The following is a 17,825-nucleotide window of genomic DNA, read 5'->3' on the forward strand; positions in this document are numbered from 1 at the left end:
GTTGTATTTCCGTTCATTTTCAACCTGCCTGTGCCCGCCCGTCCACCCACACCCAGTGGCTGGAAGCTTGACCGCCCGCTCCCTTTGTGGGTATTGAAATTGATAGTGATTATCAAAATCAACTTGGCTCGAGCCAACAGGAAGGCCGGAGGGGCACACCGTGGCACGTGAACTGGGACCGCGAGGGAAGCTGTGTCGGCGGTTGGGCATCCCGCTGTCGCGCATCAGCGCGAAGGACCCCGACAAGGACCCGGTGCTGCGCCGGCCGTATCCGCCGGGCCAGCACGGGGCGACGGCGCGCGTGTCGGTGAGCGACTTCGCGCAGCGGCTGCGGGAGAAGCAGAAGCTGAAGCTGTACTACGGCCTGCTGGAGAAGCAGTGCCGCAGCGCGTTCCTGGAAGCGCGCCGGTCGCCGGGCAACACGGGCAAGGTGCTGATGCAGCTGCTGGAGAGCCGGCTGGACGCGCTGGTGCTGCGCGCGGGGCTGGCCACGAGCATCCGCCAGGCGCGGCAGTTCGTGCGCCACGGCTACTTCCAGGTGAACGGCAAGCGCGCGGACATCCCGAGCATCCGCCTCAAGCCGGGCAACGAGGTGCGCTTCCATCCGGCGCACCTGAAGCTCGCGGCGGTGCAGGACGCCTTCGGCCGGATGAAGTCCCGCCAGGTGCCCGCGTATGTGCAGGTCCTGGGGGAAGGGGAGGGCATGCGCTACGTGCGGCTGCCCGAGCGGGAGGAGATCCCCGTGGACGTGAACGAGCCGTTCATCGTCGAGTACTACGCGCAGCGCAGCTGACCGTCCGCGCCCGCTTCCTCCCGCCCGCCGTGCATGCGGGCGGGCAGGCGCGGAATGCGGCGCTCGCGCACCCCATCTTCTCCCGGAGAGGGAGGAGCGGGGATGCGCGGGGACGGAGGCGAGACGGTGGCGGAGGGCTGGGTGGCGCCACGCGGGCGTGCGGCCCGGGGACACTTGCCCCGCCATGTCGCGGGCCTCTTCCGCTTCCAGCCGGGGCGGCCCGCGTTGGCGGCGGGGCTGCGCACGGCGCTGGCGCTGGGGGTTCCGCTCATCGTCTCCGCGCTCCTGGGCATGCCGGCCCTGGCCTGGGCCGGCATGGCGGGGCTCTTCGTCGCGCTGGTGGACAAGGGCGGGCCGTACCGCACGCGCGCCCGGGCCATGGGGGCGATGACGGTGCTGGGCGCGATGGTGGGGCTCGTCGTCGCGCTGCCCAGCCCCTTCTGGGTGGACGTGGCGCTGACGTTCTTCTGGGTGACGGCGTGCGGCTTCGCGCGCAGCTACGGCGACACGCCGGGCATCGTGGGCATGCTGCTGGCGAACCTGTTCGTGGTGTCGCTGGCGCTGCCGTCGCGCGGGCCAGAAGCCGCGCTGATGCAGGCGGCGTTCTTCGTGGCGGGCGGCCTGTGGTCCATGTTCCTGGCGCTGGTGCTGTGGCCGCTCAGGCCCTACCGCCCGGCGCGGCTCGCCGTCGCGGCCTGCTACGAGGAGCTGGCGGACGGCGCGGACGCGGTGGCGGGCTGGCCCATGGAGGGGCCCTCGCGGGTGGGGACGTGGGACGCGGTGCAGCGGGCCGCGCGCATCCGGCGAGCGATGGAGACGGCGCGCGCCATGCTGGGCGCCACGCGCCAGGGGCGGCAGGAGGAGAGCGGCCGGGGCGAGCACCTGCTGGTGCTGATGGAGGACGCGGACGCGCTGTCCCTGCTGCTCACGGCGATGTCGGAGGCGCTGGACGAGGCGCCGCGCGAGGGCGCGTGCCGCGCCGCCCGCATCGAGGCGCAGCACGCGTTGGGCGCGCTGGCGGTGGACCTGCGGGGCGTGGTGGGCGCGCTGACGCGGGGCACGGTGCCAGTGCCTGCGTCGTGGGACGCGGAGCGGGTGATGCGGGTGCTCCAGCCGGACGGCGGGGCTCCGGCGCCTCCGGAGCAGGCGCGTTCGCAATACGCGCACGTCGCGGGGCTCCTGAGGCGGCTGCGGGAGTACAGCGCGGTGGCGCTGGATGTGGCGGCGCGGTTGGAGAGCGGCAAGCCACTGCCGGAGCGGGACACGAAGCCCTTCGGGCTGGAGCCGGGCCGCGGGCGGTCCTGGTGGAAGGTGCTGCGCGAGCACCTGACGCCGGAGTCCGTGGTCTTCCGGCACGCGCTGCGGCTGGGGCTCACCGCGATGGTGGCGACGGCGCTGGCGGAGGGGCTGGGGCTCAATCACTGGTACTGGGTGACCATCACGGTGATTGTCGTGTTGCAGCCGTACGCAGGGCTCACGACGGAGAAGGGGCTTCAGCGCGTGGCGGGCACGTTCGTGGGCAGCGTGCTGGCCATGGGGCTGGTACACGTGCTGCCGGAGCACTGGATGATGCTCGCGGTCATCGTGGTGCTGGTCTGTGTGTCGGTGAGCGTGCGGCCGCTCAACTTCACGGTCTACCAGGTGCTCCTGGCACCGGCGCTGGTGCTGCTCGCGGAGATGCAGACGGGAGACTGGCGGCTCGCGGGGGTGCGCATCCTCAACACGCTGATGGGCGGCGTGCTGGCGCTGCTGGGCATCCGGCTGCTCTGGCCCAGTCCCGAGCACGCGCGCTTCGCCGAGGAGGTGGCCCGTGTGCTGAATGCGGACCGGGACTACCTGCGGGAGGTGGCGCGGACGCCGGTGCCCTCGGAGGCCGCGCTGCGCGAGGCCCGGCGCAAGGTGGGCCTGGCGCTCCTGTCCGCGGAGGCGTCCTTTCAGCGGCTGCTCAGTGAGTGGAAGGGACCGGCGAAGGAGCTGGAGCCAGGGATGGCGTTGATCACCTACGCGCGGCGCTTCACCGCGGCGGTGACGGCGCTGGCGGCGAGCCGTTCCTGGCATCCGGGGGCGGACCTGGGACCGGTGGTGCGCTACGCGTCGGATGCGCTGGAGGAATTGTCCGCGGCGCTGGTGGCGCACCGGGTGCCGTCAGCGCTCAAGCGCGAGGCGCCCGGATTCGAGGGCCCGGACGCGCTGGCGCGCACGCAGGTGGCGCGGCTGGTGCGCCAATTGGGCGTGCTCCACCACGCGGTGGAGCGCATGCCGCCCGCGCTGCGAGCGTCAGAGGACGGCGCTGCGCCGGTTCCTGCGTGAGTCGAGGCCTCCACGGAGGCACATGCGCGTGCCCTCCGCGCTGCGCGATTCGGAGGACGGCGCCACGCTTGTTCCAGCGTGAGCCGGGGCCTGCACGGGGGCACATGCGCGTGCCCTCCGCGCTGGATGCTTCAGGGACGCGCTACGCCCGCTCCAGCTTGACCATCAGCCGGCGCAGGTCCTCGTTCACGCGCACGAAGTTGGAGTTGCCCTTCTCGTCCTCCAGCTGCTTCTTCAGCGCGGGCAGGGACGCGTCGCGCAGCTTCTTCGCCGCGCCGGGCGCGTCCGCCAGCCAGTCCACCGCCTGGATGACCGTGGCGCGCGCCTCGGTGTCGCGCTCGGCCAGCCGGGCCGCCAGCGTCGGGCCCTGGTCCGCGGCCCCCAGCCGCCCCAGCTCCAGCGCCGCGCGCTGCAACAGCACCGCGTCCGCCTTGGCCAGCCGCTGCGACCAGCAGCCCGCGTTACCCGTGCACGCCTGCGCCGCCTCCAGCACCGCGCCATAGCCCTGCACCTGGTCCGCGCGCTTCTTGCCCAGCGCCGCCGGGTCGTTGCAGCCGTCCTCGCCCGTCTCCTTGCAGTCCGCCGCCGTGCGCGCCGGCTCCGCCGCCGCCAGCTTCGCGAGCACCGGCTGCTCCCGCGCATCCCCCAGCATCACGATGCCCTTCACCGCGATCTCCCGCGCGTACCAGTCCCCGCTGCCCGCCGCCTTCTCCAGCGCGGGAATCGCATCCCGGCTGCCCAGCAGCGTCAGCGCCCGCACGTACGCATCACGCACCGTCGGATCCGGCTCGGCCACGAGCCCCGACAGCGGCTTCACCGCCTCCGGCGCGCGCATCCGTCCGAGCGCATCCGCCGCCTGCATCCGCACCAGCGCCTGAATCTGCGGATCCGAGTGCGTGAACGACAGCTGCTTCACCAGCGTCGGCACCGCGCGCTTCTCCCGCAGGTCGCCCAGCACCTGCGCGGCCTTCATCGGGTAGCTGGCCGGGTTCACGCCCTGAGCCTTCGCCCACGTGAGCAGCTCCGCGTCCTTGCCCTCCAGCACCGGCAGGAGCGCGTCCGCCGCGGGCGCGCCCAGCTGGAACAGCGCGAAGCTGCTCTCCACGTAGAACGACACGCCCCGGCGCTCCTTCGTCAGCGTGCGCATCAGCGCCGGCACCGCGCGAGGGTCTCCAATCTGCCCCAGCGCCTCGATGGCCTTCTTGTTGAGGAACGGCTCGGTGGCCTCGTCCGTCGCCAGCTGGATGAGCGGCTCCACCGCGGGCTTCGCCTTCATCGCGCCCAGCACCTGGATGGCCTCGATGCGCGTGTAGTTGTCCTTGCTGCGCAGGAGGGGCACCAGCGACGGCACCGCGCGCGCATCTCCAATGCGCCCCAGCGCCCCCACCACCGCCTTGTTCACCTGCTGCTCGGACGCGTCCGACGCGCCGGGGTCCAGCGCGGCCGTCAGCGGCTCCAGCGACGTCGGGTGGTGCAAATCCCCCAGCGCCCGGGCCAGGGCCGCCTTCACCTCCGGCCGGCGCTCCGAGGACAGCCGCGCGTGCAGGAAGGGCAGGAACTGCTCGCTGACGTTGCCCGACGTGCGCATGGACTCAATCACTCGCACCCGGTCGTCGGGGCGCTTCGCCCCCTCCAGGTTGGACTGCCAGTATTCCGGCGTCTTGGGGTCCTCCTTCTTGCAACCTCCGAGGGCGAGGCAGGACACCGCCAGGGACAGGGCGACGAATGAGCGGGACATGAGGCTCCTTTGCGTCCGAACGTCTGGGCTTTCGTCGGGTGTAGACCTGTCCTGACGAAGGACGCAAACCTCCCCCACCTCCTGAGGTACGCTGGTCAACGACATGGCCCTTGCCGAAGACAGTCGTAACGCGTCGCGTCCGACCATCATCCGCCGGACGTACCTGCTCGACCGGGAGTTCCAGCTCAAATACATCCTGCTGCTCGCCGGCATGGGCGCCGGGAGCATGCTGCTGTTCGGCGTGCTCGCCCATCAGGTGCACCGCATGGCGGCCGAAGGGGGTCTGTCGGGCGAGGAGACGCTCTGGTGGCTGACCGGCGTGGCCACCGTGGGGCTAGGCATCGCGCTCGGGTTGTTCGGGCTCCTCTTCACGCACCGTGTGGCGGGCCCCGTCCACGTGATGAGCCTGTACGTCGCCGCGCTCGCTGCGGGCCGCTATCCGCGCCTGCGCCCCCTGCGGCGCAAGGACGAGCTGCGCGCCTTCTTCGCGCGCTTCAGCGAAGCGGTGGACCGCATCCGCCAGCGCGAGGCGGACGAGGCCCTGGCGCTGGAGAAGGCCCTGGACGTCCTCAAGGACGTGGCCACCACCCCTGAATCGCGCGAGGCCCTGTCCACGCTGGAGGCGCTGCGCGCGCGCAAGCGCCAGGCGGTGGACCCCTCCGCGCCGCCCGCCACGTTCAAGTCCGTGGCCTGACCCCATCCCCTTCCTTCAAGAGATTCTCCTCACATGAGCAGCCGACCCCGCATCGTCTTCATGGGCACGCCCGAGTTCGCCGTGGCCTCGCTGGAGGCCTGCTTCGACGTGGGCGACGTCGTGGCCGTCGTCACCCAGCCGGACAAGCCCAAGGGCCGGGGCAACGCCGTCACCGCGCCGCCCGTGAAGGAGCGCGCGCTCCAGAAGGGCATCCCCGTGCTCCAGCCGCAGAAGCTGCGCACGCCGCCCTTCTCCGAGGAGCTGCGCCAGTACGCCCCCGACGTCTGCGTGGTGACCGCGTACGGGAAGATCCTGCCCAAGGACCTGCTGGCGCTTCCGGTGAAGGGCTGCGTGAACGTGCACGCCTCGCTGCTGCCGCGCTTCCGGGGCGCCGCGCCCATCCAGTGGGCCATCGCGCACGGCGACAGTGAGACGGGCGTGTCGCTGATGGTGATGGACGAGGGCCTGGACACGGGCCCCGTGCTGGACATGAAGCGGCTGCCCATCGCCCCGGATGAGACGAGCGCCACGCTGCACGCGAAGCTGTCCGCGCTGGGCGGCGACATCCTGCGTGAGTCCCTGCCGCGCTACCTGCGCGGGGAGCTGACGCCCCGGCCCCAGCCCTCCGAGGGCATGGTGCTGGCGCCCATCATCGACAAGGAGAACGGCAAGCTGGACTTCACGAAGCCCGCGGTGGAGCTGGACCGCCGCCTGCGCGCCTTCACGCCGTGGCCTGGCGCGTACACGCTCTTGGGGGGCAAGGTGTTCAAGGTGCACCGGATGCAGCCGGCGGCGGGGAAGGGAGAGCCCGGCACGGTGTTGTCCGCAGGGCCGGAGGGCATCGAGGTCGCTTGCGGCGAGGGCTCGGTCGTCTTCCTGGAGGTCCAGCCAGAGGGCAAGCGGGTGATGCGCGCCGCGGACTTCCTCTCCGGAAACAGATTGCAGCCGGGCAGTCAGCCGTTCACGTCGTGAGCGCGCCCCCGAGCGCCATGTGGAATCCTTGCGCGATGGAGTCTCACGGATGGGCATGAAGCTGCTGGTGTTGCACGGGCCGAACCTCAACCTCCTGGGGGAGCGCGAGGACGTCGCGGGGGGCCGCCTGCCGGACCTCGACGCGGCCCTGCGCGCGAAGGCGAAGGACCTGGGACTGGAGCTGACCATCGTCCAGTCCAATCACGAAGGCGTCCTCATCGACACGCTCCACGCCGAGCGCAAGAACGTGGAGGGCATCCTCATCAACCCGGCGGGGTACTTCGCGTCCTACGCGCTGAAGGAGGCGCTGGAGGCGGTGGGGCTGCCCGCCATCGAGGTGCTGCTCAAGCCGCCCGCGCGCGAGTCCGTGGTCGCGGAAGCCTGCGCCATGCAGGTGCTGGGGCTGCACGGCTTCGACCCGTACATCCAGGCGCTGGAGACCTTCGCGAGCGGCATCTTCCACCCCGCCATCCCCGGGCCGGTGAAGACGCTGGGCCGCCGCAAGAAGGGCGCCGCGGCGGAAGAGGACGAGGGCTCACGCCCGAAGCCCAAGCTGGTGGCCCGCGTGCACCCGCTCAAGAAGGACGACGGGCCGGAGCTCACGCCGCTGGCCACGCCCGCGCGCTCGCTGCGGCGCACGGCGGAGGCGGGGGGCCCGCTCAAGACGCTGGGCCGCAAGTCCGTGCCCACCGTCGTGAAGGGGGAGGGCAAGGCGGGCAAGACGCTGGGCCGCGCGGCGAAGGCCGGGGCCACGCCCGCGTCGGACCTGCTCACGCGGGCGCTCGTGCGCCAGAAGATCGCGGACCGGCTGGCCGGACGGCTCAGTGAAGCGGAGCTGGCCACCTGGGCCCGCGCGAAGTATCAGCAGGTCCAGCGCGGAGAGCCGGCGGAGAGCGGCCACCGCGAGCTGCTGGAGGACAGCCTCCAGAGCCTCACCCTGTCCCATCTGCCCGCGACGCGGCTGACGGACACGCAACTGGTGGACCTGATGACCCGGCTGGAAGAAGGATGAACGCCCGTATCCTCGCCATCAACATCCTGTCGCGCGTGCGCGCCACGGATGCCTACCTCAACGTGGTGCTGGACACGGTGCTGTCGGAGTCCCCGCCCAAGGACCCTCGCGACGCGGCGCTCGTCACCGAATTGACCTACGGCGCCACCCGCCGGCAGATGGCGCTGGACTACGCCATCACCCGCTTCGCGGACCGCAAGCTGGACGCGCTGGAGGACAAGGTCCTGGCCGCCCTGCGCGTGGGCGCCTACCAGCTGTTCCACACCCGCGTGCCCGCGCGCGCGGCCGTGGCGGAGACCGTCCAGGCCCTCAAGGACGTGGGACTCGGGCGCGCGGCGGGCTTCACCAACGCCATCCTGCGCAAGCTGTCGGAGCTTCCCTCGCCGCCCTTGCCGGCCCAGACGGACCCGGTGGAGTACCTGTCCGTGCGCGAAAGCCACCCGCGCTGGCTGGTGGAGCGGTGGATCCGCCAGTTCGGCCGCGAGCGCGCCGAGGCGATGCTCGTCGCCAACAACCTGCCGCCCGCCGTCGTCGTGCGCGCCAACACCTCCAAGATCACCCGCGACGCGCTGCTCGCGCAGCTCAAGGACGTGGGCGTGGACGCGCGTGCCACGGAGTCGTCGCCCGTGGGCATCATCCTGCCGTCCGTGGGCCGGGTGGAGGACCTGTACGGCTACGCCGAGGGGCTGTGGCAGGTGCAGGACGAGGCCGCGCAGCTGGTGGGCGTCTATGGCGCCATCCCGGAGTCCGCGCGCGTGCTGGACGCGTGCGCGGCGCCGGGCGGCAAGGCCTGCCATCAGGCGGAGACGCACGACGTCGTCGCGGTGGACCTGCACGCCAACAAGCTGCGGAAGATTGACGCGGAGGCCCAGCGGCTGGGGCTGTCCGGCCGGCTGAAGGCCTACGCGCACGACGCGGCCGAGCCGTTCCCCGAAAGCTGGGGCGAGTTCCACGCGGTGGTGGTGGACGCGCCGTGCTCCGGGCTGGGCACGCTGCGCCGGCACCCGGAGCTGCGCTATCGCCGCAAGGAAGAGGACGTGGCGCGGCTGGCGACGCTCCAGCGGCGCATCCTGGAGAACTGCCAGGAAGCGGTGCCCCCGGGCGGCCTGCTCGTCTATGCCGTCTGCACGCCGGAGCCGCAGGAGGGGCAGGACCAGGTGGACATGTTCCTGCGCAGCCACCCGGAGTGGACGGCCGAGCCGCCCGTGCTGCCCGGCCTCAAGCTGCCCCTGGCCCAGGCCTGGCTGCGCACGCTGCCCGGGCCGGAGGGCTACGACGGCTTCTTCGCGGCCCGGCTGCGCAAGCTCTACTGAAAAGCGCCGCGCGAGGGCGTTCAGTCCTCGTTCGGAATCAGGGCGGCCTGCTTGAAGGCCTCCAGCACCGCGCCGGACGCGCGGTCCAGGTACTTGCCCTTGCGGATGAGCAGGCCAATGGGGCGCGACACGGGCCCTTCCGCGAAGGGCTTCGCCACCAGCGAGCTGTTCTTGATCTCCGCGTGGGCCGTGGCGAGCGGGAGGATGGCCACGCCCAGGCCCATCTCCACCGCGCGCTTGATGGTCTCCACGTTGTCCATCTCCATCACCGGATTGATGTCGATGTTCTTCTCGCGGAACAGGCGGTCCAGCGCCTTGCGCGTGGGGGCTTCCCGGTCGAAGGCGATGAAGGGCACGCCCGACAGCGCGGTGATGCTCACCTTCGCCTTGCTGGCGAACGGGTGGTTGGGCGCGCAGACCACCGCCAGCTTGTCGTCGCGGAACGGCAGGATGTCCACGCCCGCGCGCGGCTGCGGATAGGCCACGATGCCAATCTCCGCCGCGCCCAGGATCACGTCGTCGTAGACCTGATCATTGCGCCGGTAGTTCAGGCGCATGTTGACCTTGGGGTGCGTCTTGAGCAGCTGCTTCTGCACCGCGGCCAGCTCGTGCAGACCCACCGAGTAGATGGTGGACACGGTGGTCGCGCCCTGGATCTCCGTGGCCTGCTCGCGGATCTCCTGCTCCACCTCCGCGAAGCGCGCCAATATCTCCTTGCAGCCCCGGAACAGGCGCTCGCCCGCCGGCGTGGGCGTCACCTGCCGCGCGCTGCGCGAGAGCAGCTTCTGCTCATAGCGGTTCTCCAGCGCGCGAATCTGCTGGCTCACCGCGGACTGGGTCACGTGATTGAGCTGTGCCGCGCGCGAAAAAGAGCCCGTCTCGACCACGTCACAGAACATCTTCAATGATTCGAGCTGCATGGGCCGTCTCCTACCCTCAAACCTAATGGCCGGGCCAGTGGTAATTAGTTGACCTACCCCGCGCGCGAAAATGACCTACAGGAAAAAGGCGCCCGGCTGCTTGCGCGGCGCGGCGAAATCCTCGGGCTCTCAAACGCTGGAGTCATTCGGAGGCCGGGGGCGGGTGAGGGCGAAGAGGGCGGCGCCCAGGGCGACGAGCGCACCGCCGGAGAGCGTCTGCACGCGGCCCAGGTCGCGGTCCGTCTCATGAAGGAGCTGGCACTCCTGCGAGGACAGCTGGGCGCAGTCGGCGGGGGCGAAGACGGCCCTCACGCCCAGCCCGAGCAGCCCCAGGCCGCCCAGCATGAGGCCCGCCACGCCCCCGAGCGCCGCGGCGCGCAGGACGGAGGCACCCCGGGGCGTGGGCAGGGAGGTCATGGGCCCGGAGGCGTAGCACCGTCCCGGGCTGGAAGGGACAGGGGAGGGTGTCCCGGGCGTATGCTTCCGGACCATGCGAATCCTGTATGGGGTCGTCGGCGAAGGGATGGGCCACGCCACGCGTTCACGCGTGCTGCTGGAGGCGCTGACGAAGGAACACGAGGTCCACATCGTGGTGTCGGGCCGGGCTCAGCACTACCTGGCCCAGCGCTTCCAGAACGTGCACGGCATCTGGGGGCTGACCATCGCCTACGAAGGCAACTCGGTGAAGAAGTGGCAGACGGTGCTGCAGAACCTGCAGGGCGCCGTCGCGGGCTGGCCGCAGAACGTGCGCCAGTACTTCGACCTGGTGGAGGGCTTCAAGCCGGACGTGGTGGTGAGCGACTTCGAGACGTTCAGCTACCTCTTCGCGAAGCGCCACATGTTGCCCGTCATCAGCGTGGACAACATGCAGGTCATCAACCGCTGTCAGCATGACCCGGCGCTGCTCGCGGGCCACGAGGAGAGCTTCGAGGCGTCACGCGCCATCGTGAAGGCGAAGCTGCCCGGGGCCTTCCACTACCTCACCACGACGTTCTTCTACCCGCCGGTGCGCAAGCGCCGCACCACGCTGGCGCCGTCCATCCTCCGGCCGGAAATCATCACGGCGAAGCCGGAGGCCGGTGAGCACCTGCTCGTGTACCAGACGGCGACGACGAACACGCACCTGCCGGAAATCCTCAAGCAGTCCGGCGTGCCGTGCCGCGTGTATGGCCTTCGCCGCGACCTGAAGGAGGACGTGGTGGACGGCAACCTCACCTACCGGCCCTTCAGCGAGGCGGGCTTCATCGACGACCTGCGCACCGCGCGCGCGGTGGTGGCGGGCGGCGGCTATACGCTGATGAGCGAGGCCGTCTACCTGCACAAGCCGCTGCTCAGCATCCCCGTGGGAGGCCAGTTCGAACAGGTGCTCAACGCCCTGTATCTGGAGAAGCTGGGCTACGGGATGTATGTGAAGGAATTGAGCCTGGACGCGCTGAAGACGTTCCTCTCACGCGTGCCCGCCTGCGCGGAGGCCCTCAAGGGCTACGAGCAGGACGGGAACGTGAAGATGCTCTCCGCGTTGAACGACCAGCTGGCGCAGGCCTACGAGCACCGCGGCCACTGGCGCATGGAGCTGGCGGAGATGGACGGCAAGGCCTGAGGCCGCCGTCCACCGGGGTGTCCCCGCGCCGTCAGTGCAGGGACACCTCGTTCTCGTTGTTGCGCTCCGCCGCGCGGCGGCTCATCTCCGTGAGCCAGGAGCGGGTGAGGGGCGTCTCGCTCTCACTGCCCTTGTGGCGCTCCGGGGTGCTGTCCTGGGGCAGGAGCCGGTTGACGACGTCCAGCACCCGCATGGTGAGGTTGGGCGCCAGGGCGCGGCCCACCGCCCCCAGCTTCGCGGGCATGCCTACCAGCGCCTCCGCGTCACCCCGGCGGCACGCTTCGATGATCTTGTGCGCCACGCGCTCGGCGCTCATGGACACGCCCATCATCGAATTGCTCACGTGGAACCACGCGTACTCCTTCTCGTTGGCGCCCTTGAAGCTCGCGTTGCGCGGGCTGCCCGTGCGGATGAGGGACGGGCACGCCGTCGTCACGCGGATGCCGTCCTGGGCCAGCTCCACGCGCAGCCCGTCCGACAGGCCCACCAGCGCGAACTTGCTCGCGGAGTACGGCACCAGGTGCGGGATGCTCAGCTTTCCGCCCATGGAGGACACGTTGACGATGCGGCCCTCGCCGCGCGCCTTCATCGACGGCACCACCGCGAGCGTCGTGTACAGCGGCCCCCACAGGTGGATGTCCACCGCCTCCTCGAAGTCCTCCAGCGCCATGGACTCCAGCGGGCCCACCATGATGACGCCCGCGTTGTTGATGAGCACGTCCACCACGCCCCACTTCTCGTGGACGGCGCCCACCATCGCGTCCACCTGCACCTGGTCGCGCACGTCGCAGCGCAGGGAGAGCACCTCGCCCCCACCGCGTGCCAGGTCCTCGTGGGCACGCTGGAGCGACTCGACGTCGCGGCCGCAGATGGCCACGCGCGCGCCCTCCTTCAGGAGCATGCGCGCCATCACCAGCCCCAGCCCCCGGGAGCCGCCGGTGATGAGCACCGTCTTGTCCTTGAAGCTGTAGCGCGGCCGCAGCGCGCGCGTCAGCCCCACGGCGGCCCCCACCCCGGCGGCCAGCGCGCCCAGGGAGAAGCCCTTTCGCTCGGTGTGTCGTCGGTCAGCCATGGTGAGGCGCTCCAGGAAAGGGAGGGGTGAAGGGGCGTGCGCTAGGGATTGGAGGCCGCGGCCTGGTCTTCCTGTTCGCGGGACACCTCGCCGGAGAGCGCGGGAGCCTCCTGGCCGGGCAGGTCCTTGAGCAGCGTGCGCATGCGGCGCAGGGCGTCCTTGCCGCCGATGCGGTTCTTCAGCCGTCCATCCGTGCCGAAGAGGAGGAAGGCGGGGTGCTTTTCCACGCCGTATGCCTTGGCCATGGAGCCGTCATCCATGGCGATGGGGTAGCGCAGGCCGTGCTCGCGCGCGAAGCCCTCCACCTTGTTGGTGTCGCGCAGCTCCGTCTCCGAGTGGGTGACGTCCACGCCAATGACCTTCAGGCCCTTGGGCCCGTAATCGACGATCCACTGGTTCACGGCCTCGAACTGCGCGGCGCAGTCCTCGCAGTCCATGGTCCAGAAGTGCAGGAGGACGGGCAGTCCATCGAGCTCCGAGACGTGGACGGGGGCATTCACCCAGCCGCCATCCGGGTCCAGCAGCGTGAGCGGGATTTTCGTCGAGGCCATACGGGCTCCCTATGGGAAGTGGAAAGCGCTTCAACGGGACGTGACTCAAGCTATGCATGCGCTACCGGTTGCTCCCGGCTGCGCGCCCGTCCGCTCGCCTGTCCGGCAAGGTGTGGTGGCCTGCTCTGCCCTCCGGTGGGCAGGCAGGCGGCATGGAGGACGTGATGCGCATCCCCGACTTCGATCTGGAGCGGTACTTCGCGCGCTGGGAGTTCGCCGCGCCCTACCTGCTGTGCGCCTCCGACGTGGAGGGCTGGCGCATGGCGGACCTGCTGGCGCTCGCGTCGCCGGAGGACCGCGCCCGCTGGGACGGGCTGACGCTCGGCTACACGGAGACGTCCGGCCTGCCCGCCCTGCGCGAGGCCATCTCCGGGATGTACCCGGGCCTGCTCCCCGAGGACATCCTCACCTTCGCGGGCGCGCAGGAGGCCCTGTTCGTCGCGATGAACGTCCAACTGGGCCCCGGCACGCACGCCGTCGTCACCTGGCCGGGCTACCAGTCGCTCTATGAAGTGGCGCGCGCCACCGGCGCGGAGGTGACGCTGCTGCCGCTGCGCGAAGAGGACGGCTGGGCGCTGGACCTGGACGCGCTCACGGCGGCGCTGCGCCCCGACACGCGCATGGTGGTGGTGAACTTCCCCCACAACCCCACGGGCTCGCTGCCGGACCGCGCGACGTTCCAGAAGCTGTGCGCGCTGTGCGAAGCGCGCGGCATCCACCTGTTCTCCGACGAGGTGTACCGCCTGCTGGAGTACGACGCCGCGGACACGCTGCCGCCCGCCGCGGCGTGCTTCGCGAAGGGCGTGAGCCTGGGCGTGATGTCCAAGGCGTTTGGCCTGGCGGGGCTGCGCGTGGGCTGGCTCGCGACCCGGGACACGGAGCTGCTGGCGCGCTGCCGCGCCTTCAAGGACTACACGTCGCTCTGCAACGGCGCCCCCAGTGAGCTGTTGTCCCTCATCGCGCTGCGCGCCCGCGAGCGCGTGCTGGAGCGCAGCCGCGGCCTGCTCACCGCGAACCTCGCGCGGCTGGATGACTTCTTCGCCCGCCACGCGGACACCTTCCACTGGGTGCGCCCGCGCGCCGGCAGCGTGGCCTTCCCCCGTCTGTTGCGAAACATTCCGGTGGCTCGTTTCACTGAGTCACTGATTACCCGTGAGGGCGTATTGCTGTTGCCGGGGGACGTGTATGGCTTTCCCGGCAATCACTTCCGGTTGGGGTTGGGACGCGCCAACATGCTGGAAGCACTGGAGCGCCTGGAACGCTTCGTACGAGACGGCGCCCTGGACGCGTTGGAGTGACGCCACCGGTCAGCGCGATGCGTCAGGGTTTGCACAGAGCACTGGACTTTCGGCTTATCGCGTTCATCTGAAACAACCCCTAGAGTGGCTGTCCCCTCGCTCGGCCTGGGGCCGTGCGGAAGCCCTCTCATCCCCCCGAGAGGCCAGGAGACACACCCCGATGAAGATGCTGATTGGCGCGGCCGTGACCGCCGCGACGCTGTTGGTGGGTACCGAGGCCGCCGCGACGAACTACACGCTGTGGATCCACGGCAAGAACGGCAACACGACGAAGGCGGGCAACTACGCCGACTTCAGCTACTGGGGTCCTTCCACCACCGCGGCGGGCGTGAACAAGAAGGCGGTCAACTGGAACGGCACGCAGCGCATCGGCACGGAGAACTACCGCATCCGCAACGCGCTGGACTGCTTCTGCACGGGCACGAACTGGTGCTACGTCGCCGCGCACAGCGCCGGTGACCTGCAGATCGGCTACGCGCTGTCGATGTACGGCGGGAGCACGCGGCAGGTGAAGAACGCCGTGCCCAACGCCAACGGCGAGTGCGGCAACGTGGGCACCTCCACGCAGACGGGCTGGAACATCAAGTGGGTGGATGTGGCGTCCGGCGCGGGCGGCGGCAGCGAGCTGGCGGACCACGGTGACTGGGCGGTGAGCGACCCGCTGGTGAGCGACCTGGTCACCACGACGGCGCGCGCGATGTACAACCACAACACCACGCGCAACGTGTGGTTCTACATGTTCGCCGGCTCCAAGGGCACGGCGTACTCCGGCATCCTCCCGGGCCAGGACGACGAGGCGGTGGCCTACCACTCCACGGGCGGTGTGTCCGGCAGCGGCAACGGGTCCTACTGCAACCCGGGCGACTGGTTCTGCGGCGGCACGCTCAACACGGGCACGGCGGCGTGCAGCGACGGCCGGGCGAAGTGGAGCTTCCACACCGTGTCCCTGCGTGACGATGGTGAGTCGTACAACCACTACGCCAACGGCAACTGGGGCGGCATCGTCTCCAAGGTGCGCGAGGACGTCGCCACGTACGCGTACTAGAGTAACGGCTTCCCCCGCCCCCTCCGGCGAAGTCCGCTCATGACCCCCGACGACGGCCCTGTCCCTTCCGCCTCCCGGCTGCGCCACGGCCGGTGGTTGTTTGCCCTCGTGCCCCTGGTGCTCGTGGGAGGCGCGTTCTTCTGGTGGCAGGGAAGCGAGGGGGCCGAAGCGCCGGAGGGCGCACCGGAGTCCGCCTCCGCTCCGGTGTCGTCCGCCCCCCGTGAGGTGGCGCGGGCACCGGCGGAGCGCGGCGGCGCGGCGATGGCGGCGGAGTCCGCCCCGCCGTCACTGCTCAGCCCGGAGGCCCGCGAGCGCGAGGCCCGCCGCGAGCTGTGGCAGAAGCGGCTGGAGCGCGCGAAGCGCTCGTTGGAGTCCTACGTGGCGGCCACGCGCTATCCGCCCGAGTCGCGGCCCAGCCGCGAGCATCCGGATCAGATGGAGCTGGCGGAGCCGGAGCGCACCCGGCCGCTCAGCCCGAAGGCGGCGGAGGACGGCACCTCCGACGTGCAGCTGCGGCTCAAGCAGGACAAGGTGTTCGTCGTCGGTGATGAAACGGTGCTCTTCACCGTGGGGTGCGAGGACTCGCGCCGCGCGCCGCGCCCGTGCGAGGTGGTGTCCGCGATGGCGCACGAGGCGGACCACCTGGTGGACGCGGGCGGCGTGCCGGGCATGCCGGTGACGTTCGTGGACTCGGGCCAGGGCGGCGACGCGGTGGCGGGTGACGGAATGCTCACCGGGCGCTTCCAGCCGTCGAAGCAGGGCTTCGCGATGTTCTCCGGCACGCTGCGCGTGGACGTGCGCGTGCGCTCGGGTTCGCTGGAGGACTCGGCGTTCTTCGACGTGCTCTACACGCCCGCGCCCCCGGCCACGTTCACCCGCCGGGTGCGCGAGGTGGTGGAGGCGGGGTCGCTGGACTTGTACCTGTCCGTGCAGGTCCGCAAGGCGGGGCGGTACGTGGTGTCCGGCCGGTTGGACGACGAAGGCGGCGTGCCGTTCGCGTCGGTGTCGTTCAACGAGGAGCTGCAGGAGGGGGCGCAGGAGGTGAAGCTCAACGTCTTCGGCAAGCTCATCCGCGACGAGGCGCCCACGTTCCCGCTGACCCTGCGCGACGTGGAGGGCTTCCTGCTCAAGGAGATGGGCGACCCGGACCGCGAGCTGATGGTCACGCTGCGGGGGCCCGTGCACACCACGCGCGAGTACTCGCTCCAGCAGTTCTCGCCCGCGGAGTGGAGGAGCCCGGAGCGCGACCGCTACACGAACGAGCTGGAGAAGGACGTCATGGAGGCGCAGAAGCAGTTGGACGCCGCGCTCTCCGACACGCCCGAGCCCTGAGCGTCAGGGCCGGGGGACCGGGCTCAGGATTCGAGCGGCGGTGGCGGAGGCGTGTGGGCCGCGTCGACCTCCACGAGGTCCGCGTCCTGCACGTCCTCCACGTCGGAGGCCACCACGATGCTGGGCTCCGCTTCGGCGGCGGGAGCCGTTCCCGAGCGGGCCTCCGCGTAGGCCGCGGCATAGGCGGCCTCGGCCTGCACGGCCTCCATCGTGAAGTCGTCCGCGTCCGCGAGGAAGTCACTCGAGGACGAGGTGCCGGGCGCCTCTTCTGGAGGCAGCTCCGGTCCGCTGTCCTCCAGCGTGGCCAGGAACCCATCCGAGTCATCCGATGCGCCGGGCGCCTCCAGGCTGTCCGCGTCCGCGTCCGCCACGTCCAGGTCATCACCCAGCGCGCGCAGCTCCTCGTCGCTCAGGCTGGACAGGTCCCCGGACTCCAGGAGGAACAGCAGGTCCTCCGCCTCCTGCGCGGAGACGGTGCTCGGCATGGTGTCCAGGTTCTGCAGCTCCCACGCGGCGTCGTCGGGCGACAGGATGTCGGACGGGTCCATGGACGGATCCACCGGCGCGGCTTCCGCGCGGCGCTCCGCCTGCTGGAAGTGGCGCGCCTGCAGGAGCGGCGTCGACGTCTGCGGCGTGCCCAGCAGCTGGGCGTACGCGGGCCCGGCATCCTCGAAGGTGCTCTCCCCCGCGAAGGTGCGCAGCTGGGCGTTCTCCAGCAGCGCGGCCCGGGGCTCCGGGGCCTCCAGTCCTGGCGCGCGCCCCCGGGCCTCCGGGGACGGGCCGGACGTCAGCCCCAGGTCCGCGAGCAGCGCCCCCGCCAGGTCGCCGTCGGCGTCCGCCTGGAAGTCGCTCTCGTCGGCGAAGCCCCGCCGCACCGGCTCCACCGGCGTCATGGGGTCCTGCTTCACCGGGGCGGTGACCTCCAGCTCATTGGAGATGGACCAGGCCCGGGACGTCGAGATGCCAGAACCCACGCGGCGGATGGATGTCATGGTTCTCCTCGGGTGATGGCCCGTGGGTCGGGCGGCTCATCCATTGTCCGCCGGGCCCGGCAGGAGTTGCTAGGGGGCTCCGCGCGATGCCTATTGGCTGCAAGTCCCGATATCCTACCGGCGCCCATGACTCCCACCCCTGCTCCCTACGTGGACGCCCCGCCTGCGTCCTCCCACGAAGTC

The 17,825-nt window shown here is 70.8% G+C and carries 16 protein-coding genes; 10 read left to right on the forward strand and 6 right to left on the reverse strand.

Annotation, left to right across the window (positions count from 1 at the left end; genetic code table 11):
- Positions 1–160: 160 nt before the first annotated feature.
- Both rpsD and D7W81_RS09750 read left to right on the forward strand, forming a co-directional pair.
- Positions 161–793 carry a 30S ribosomal protein S4 gene (gene rpsD / locus D7W81_RS09745; protein WP_120555065.1) on the forward strand — a complete coding sequence of 211 codons (633 nt, stop codon included), beginning with the start codon at positions 161–163 and terminating at the stop codon, positions 791–793.
- Positions 794–895: 102 nt separating this feature from the next.
- Positions 896–3,103, forward strand: a complete 2,208-nt coding sequence (locus D7W81_RS09750; protein ID WP_120555066.1) for an FUSC family protein — start codon at positions 896–898, stop codon at positions 3,101–3,103.
- A gap of 142 nt (positions 3,104–3,245) precedes the next feature.
- Here D7W81_RS09750 and D7W81_RS09755 read toward each other — a convergent pair whose 3' ends face one another.
- Complete coding sequence (locus tag D7W81_RS09755) at positions 3,246–4,841, reverse strand: HEAT repeat domain-containing protein (RefSeq protein ID WP_120555067.1); 1,596 nt, start codon at positions 4,839–4,841, stop codon at positions 3,246–3,248.
- Between the two features lie 103 nt (positions 4,842–4,944).
- On the opposite strand from D7W81_RS09755, the gene D7W81_RS09760 reads away from it, so the two are divergent.
- From D7W81_RS09760 to rsmB, 4 genes are read left to right on the forward strand one after another with little or no spacing between them, the layout of a single operon-like run.
- On the forward strand, positions 4,945–5,535 hold the full coding sequence (locus D7W81_RS09760) for a signal protein (RefSeq protein WP_120555068.1): 591 nt from the start codon (positions 4,945–4,947) through the stop codon (positions 5,533–5,535).
- Between the two features lie 33 nt (positions 5,536–5,568).
- Entirely contained in the window at positions 5,569–6,507 is a 939-nt protein-coding gene (gene fmt / locus D7W81_RS09765; protein WP_120555069.1) for a methionyl-tRNA formyltransferase, read from the forward strand.
- 49 nt (positions 6,508–6,556) lie between these two features.
- The gene (locus tag D7W81_RS09770) at positions 6,557–7,519 is read left to right on the forward strand and encodes a type II 3-dehydroquinate dehydratase (RefSeq protein ID WP_208721234.1); all 963 of its coding nucleotides are present in this window, start codon (positions 6,557–6,559) and stop codon (positions 7,517–7,519) included.
- On the forward strand, positions 7,516–8,832 hold the full coding sequence (gene rsmB / locus D7W81_RS09775) for a 16S rRNA (cytosine(967)-C(5))-methyltransferase RsmB (RefSeq protein WP_120555070.1): 1,317 nt from the start codon (positions 7,516–7,518) through the stop codon (positions 8,830–8,832). Before D7W81_RS09770 ends, rsmB begins: the two co-directional genes overlap by 4 nt.
- A gap of 20 nt (positions 8,833–8,852) precedes the next feature.
- On the opposite strand, the gene D7W81_RS09780 is transcribed toward rsmB, so the two are convergent.
- Together D7W81_RS09780 and D7W81_RS09785 are read right to left on the reverse strand one after the other, a co-directional pair.
- Positions 8,853–9,752 (reverse strand): LysR family transcriptional regulator, encoded by a 900-nt coding sequence (locus tag D7W81_RS09780; protein WP_120555071.1) that lies wholly within the window; start codon positions 9,750–9,752, stop codon positions 8,853–8,855.
- A 129-nt stretch (positions 9,753–9,881) separates the two neighbouring features.
- A complete protein-coding gene (locus D7W81_RS09785) occupies positions 9,882–10,169 on the reverse strand; it encodes a hypothetical protein (RefSeq protein ID WP_120555072.1) in 288 nt (95 codons plus the stop codon).
- Between the two features lie 73 nt (positions 10,170–10,242).
- On the opposite strand from D7W81_RS09785, the gene D7W81_RS09790 reads away from it, so the two are divergent.
- Positions 10,243–11,352, forward strand: a complete 1,110-nt coding sequence (locus D7W81_RS09790) for an MJ1255/VC2487 family glycosyltransferase (RefSeq protein WP_120555073.1) — start codon at positions 10,243–10,245, stop codon at positions 11,350–11,352.
- Positions 11,353–11,383: 31 nt separating this feature from the next.
- Here D7W81_RS09790 and D7W81_RS09795 read toward each other — a convergent pair whose 3' ends face one another.
- Together D7W81_RS09795 and D7W81_RS09800 are read right to left on the reverse strand one after the other, a co-directional pair.
- A complete protein-coding gene (locus tag D7W81_RS09795) occupies positions 11,384–12,424 on the reverse strand; it encodes an SDR family NAD(P)-dependent oxidoreductase (RefSeq protein ID WP_120555074.1) in 1,041 nt (346 codons plus the stop codon).
- Positions 12,425–12,465: 41 nt separating this feature from the next.
- Positions 12,466–12,975: a peroxiredoxin family protein gene (locus tag D7W81_RS09800; RefSeq protein ID WP_120555075.1), complete on the reverse strand. Its 510-nt coding sequence runs from the start codon at positions 12,973–12,975 to the stop codon at positions 12,466–12,468.
- Between the two features lie 164 nt (positions 12,976–13,139).
- Here D7W81_RS09800 and D7W81_RS09805 point away from each other — a divergent pair, with 164 nt between their 5' ends.
- From D7W81_RS09805 to D7W81_RS09815, 3 genes are all read left to right on the forward strand, one after another.
- Positions 13,140–14,273 carry an aminotransferase class I/II-fold pyridoxal phosphate-dependent enzyme gene (locus tag D7W81_RS09805; protein ID WP_120555081.1) on the forward strand — a complete coding sequence of 378 codons (1,134 nt, stop codon included), beginning with the start codon at positions 13,140–13,142 and terminating at the stop codon, positions 14,271–14,273.
- 160 nt (positions 14,274–14,433) lie between these two features.
- Positions 14,434–15,318 (forward strand): hypothetical protein, encoded by an 885-nt coding sequence (locus D7W81_RS09810; protein ID WP_120555076.1) that lies wholly within the window; start codon positions 14,434–14,436, stop codon positions 15,316–15,318.
- 39 nt (positions 15,319–15,357) lie between these two features.
- Entirely contained in the window at positions 15,358–16,650 is a 1,293-nt protein-coding gene (locus D7W81_RS09815) for a hypothetical protein (RefSeq protein ID WP_120555077.1), read from the forward strand.
- A gap of 23 nt (positions 16,651–16,673) precedes the next feature.
- Here the strand turns inward: D7W81_RS09815 and D7W81_RS09820 are convergent, their stop codons facing one another.
- The gene (locus D7W81_RS09820) at positions 16,674–17,642 is read right to left on the reverse strand and encodes a hypothetical protein (RefSeq protein ID WP_120555078.1); all 969 of its coding nucleotides are present in this window, start codon (positions 17,640–17,642) and stop codon (positions 16,674–16,676) included.
- Positions 17,643–17,825: the final 183 nt, after the last annotated feature.

This window comes from Corallococcus aberystwythensis, from assembly GCF_003612165.1.
GTDB lineage: Bacteria > Myxococcota > Myxococcia > Myxococcales > Myxococcaceae > Corallococcus > Corallococcus aberystwythensis.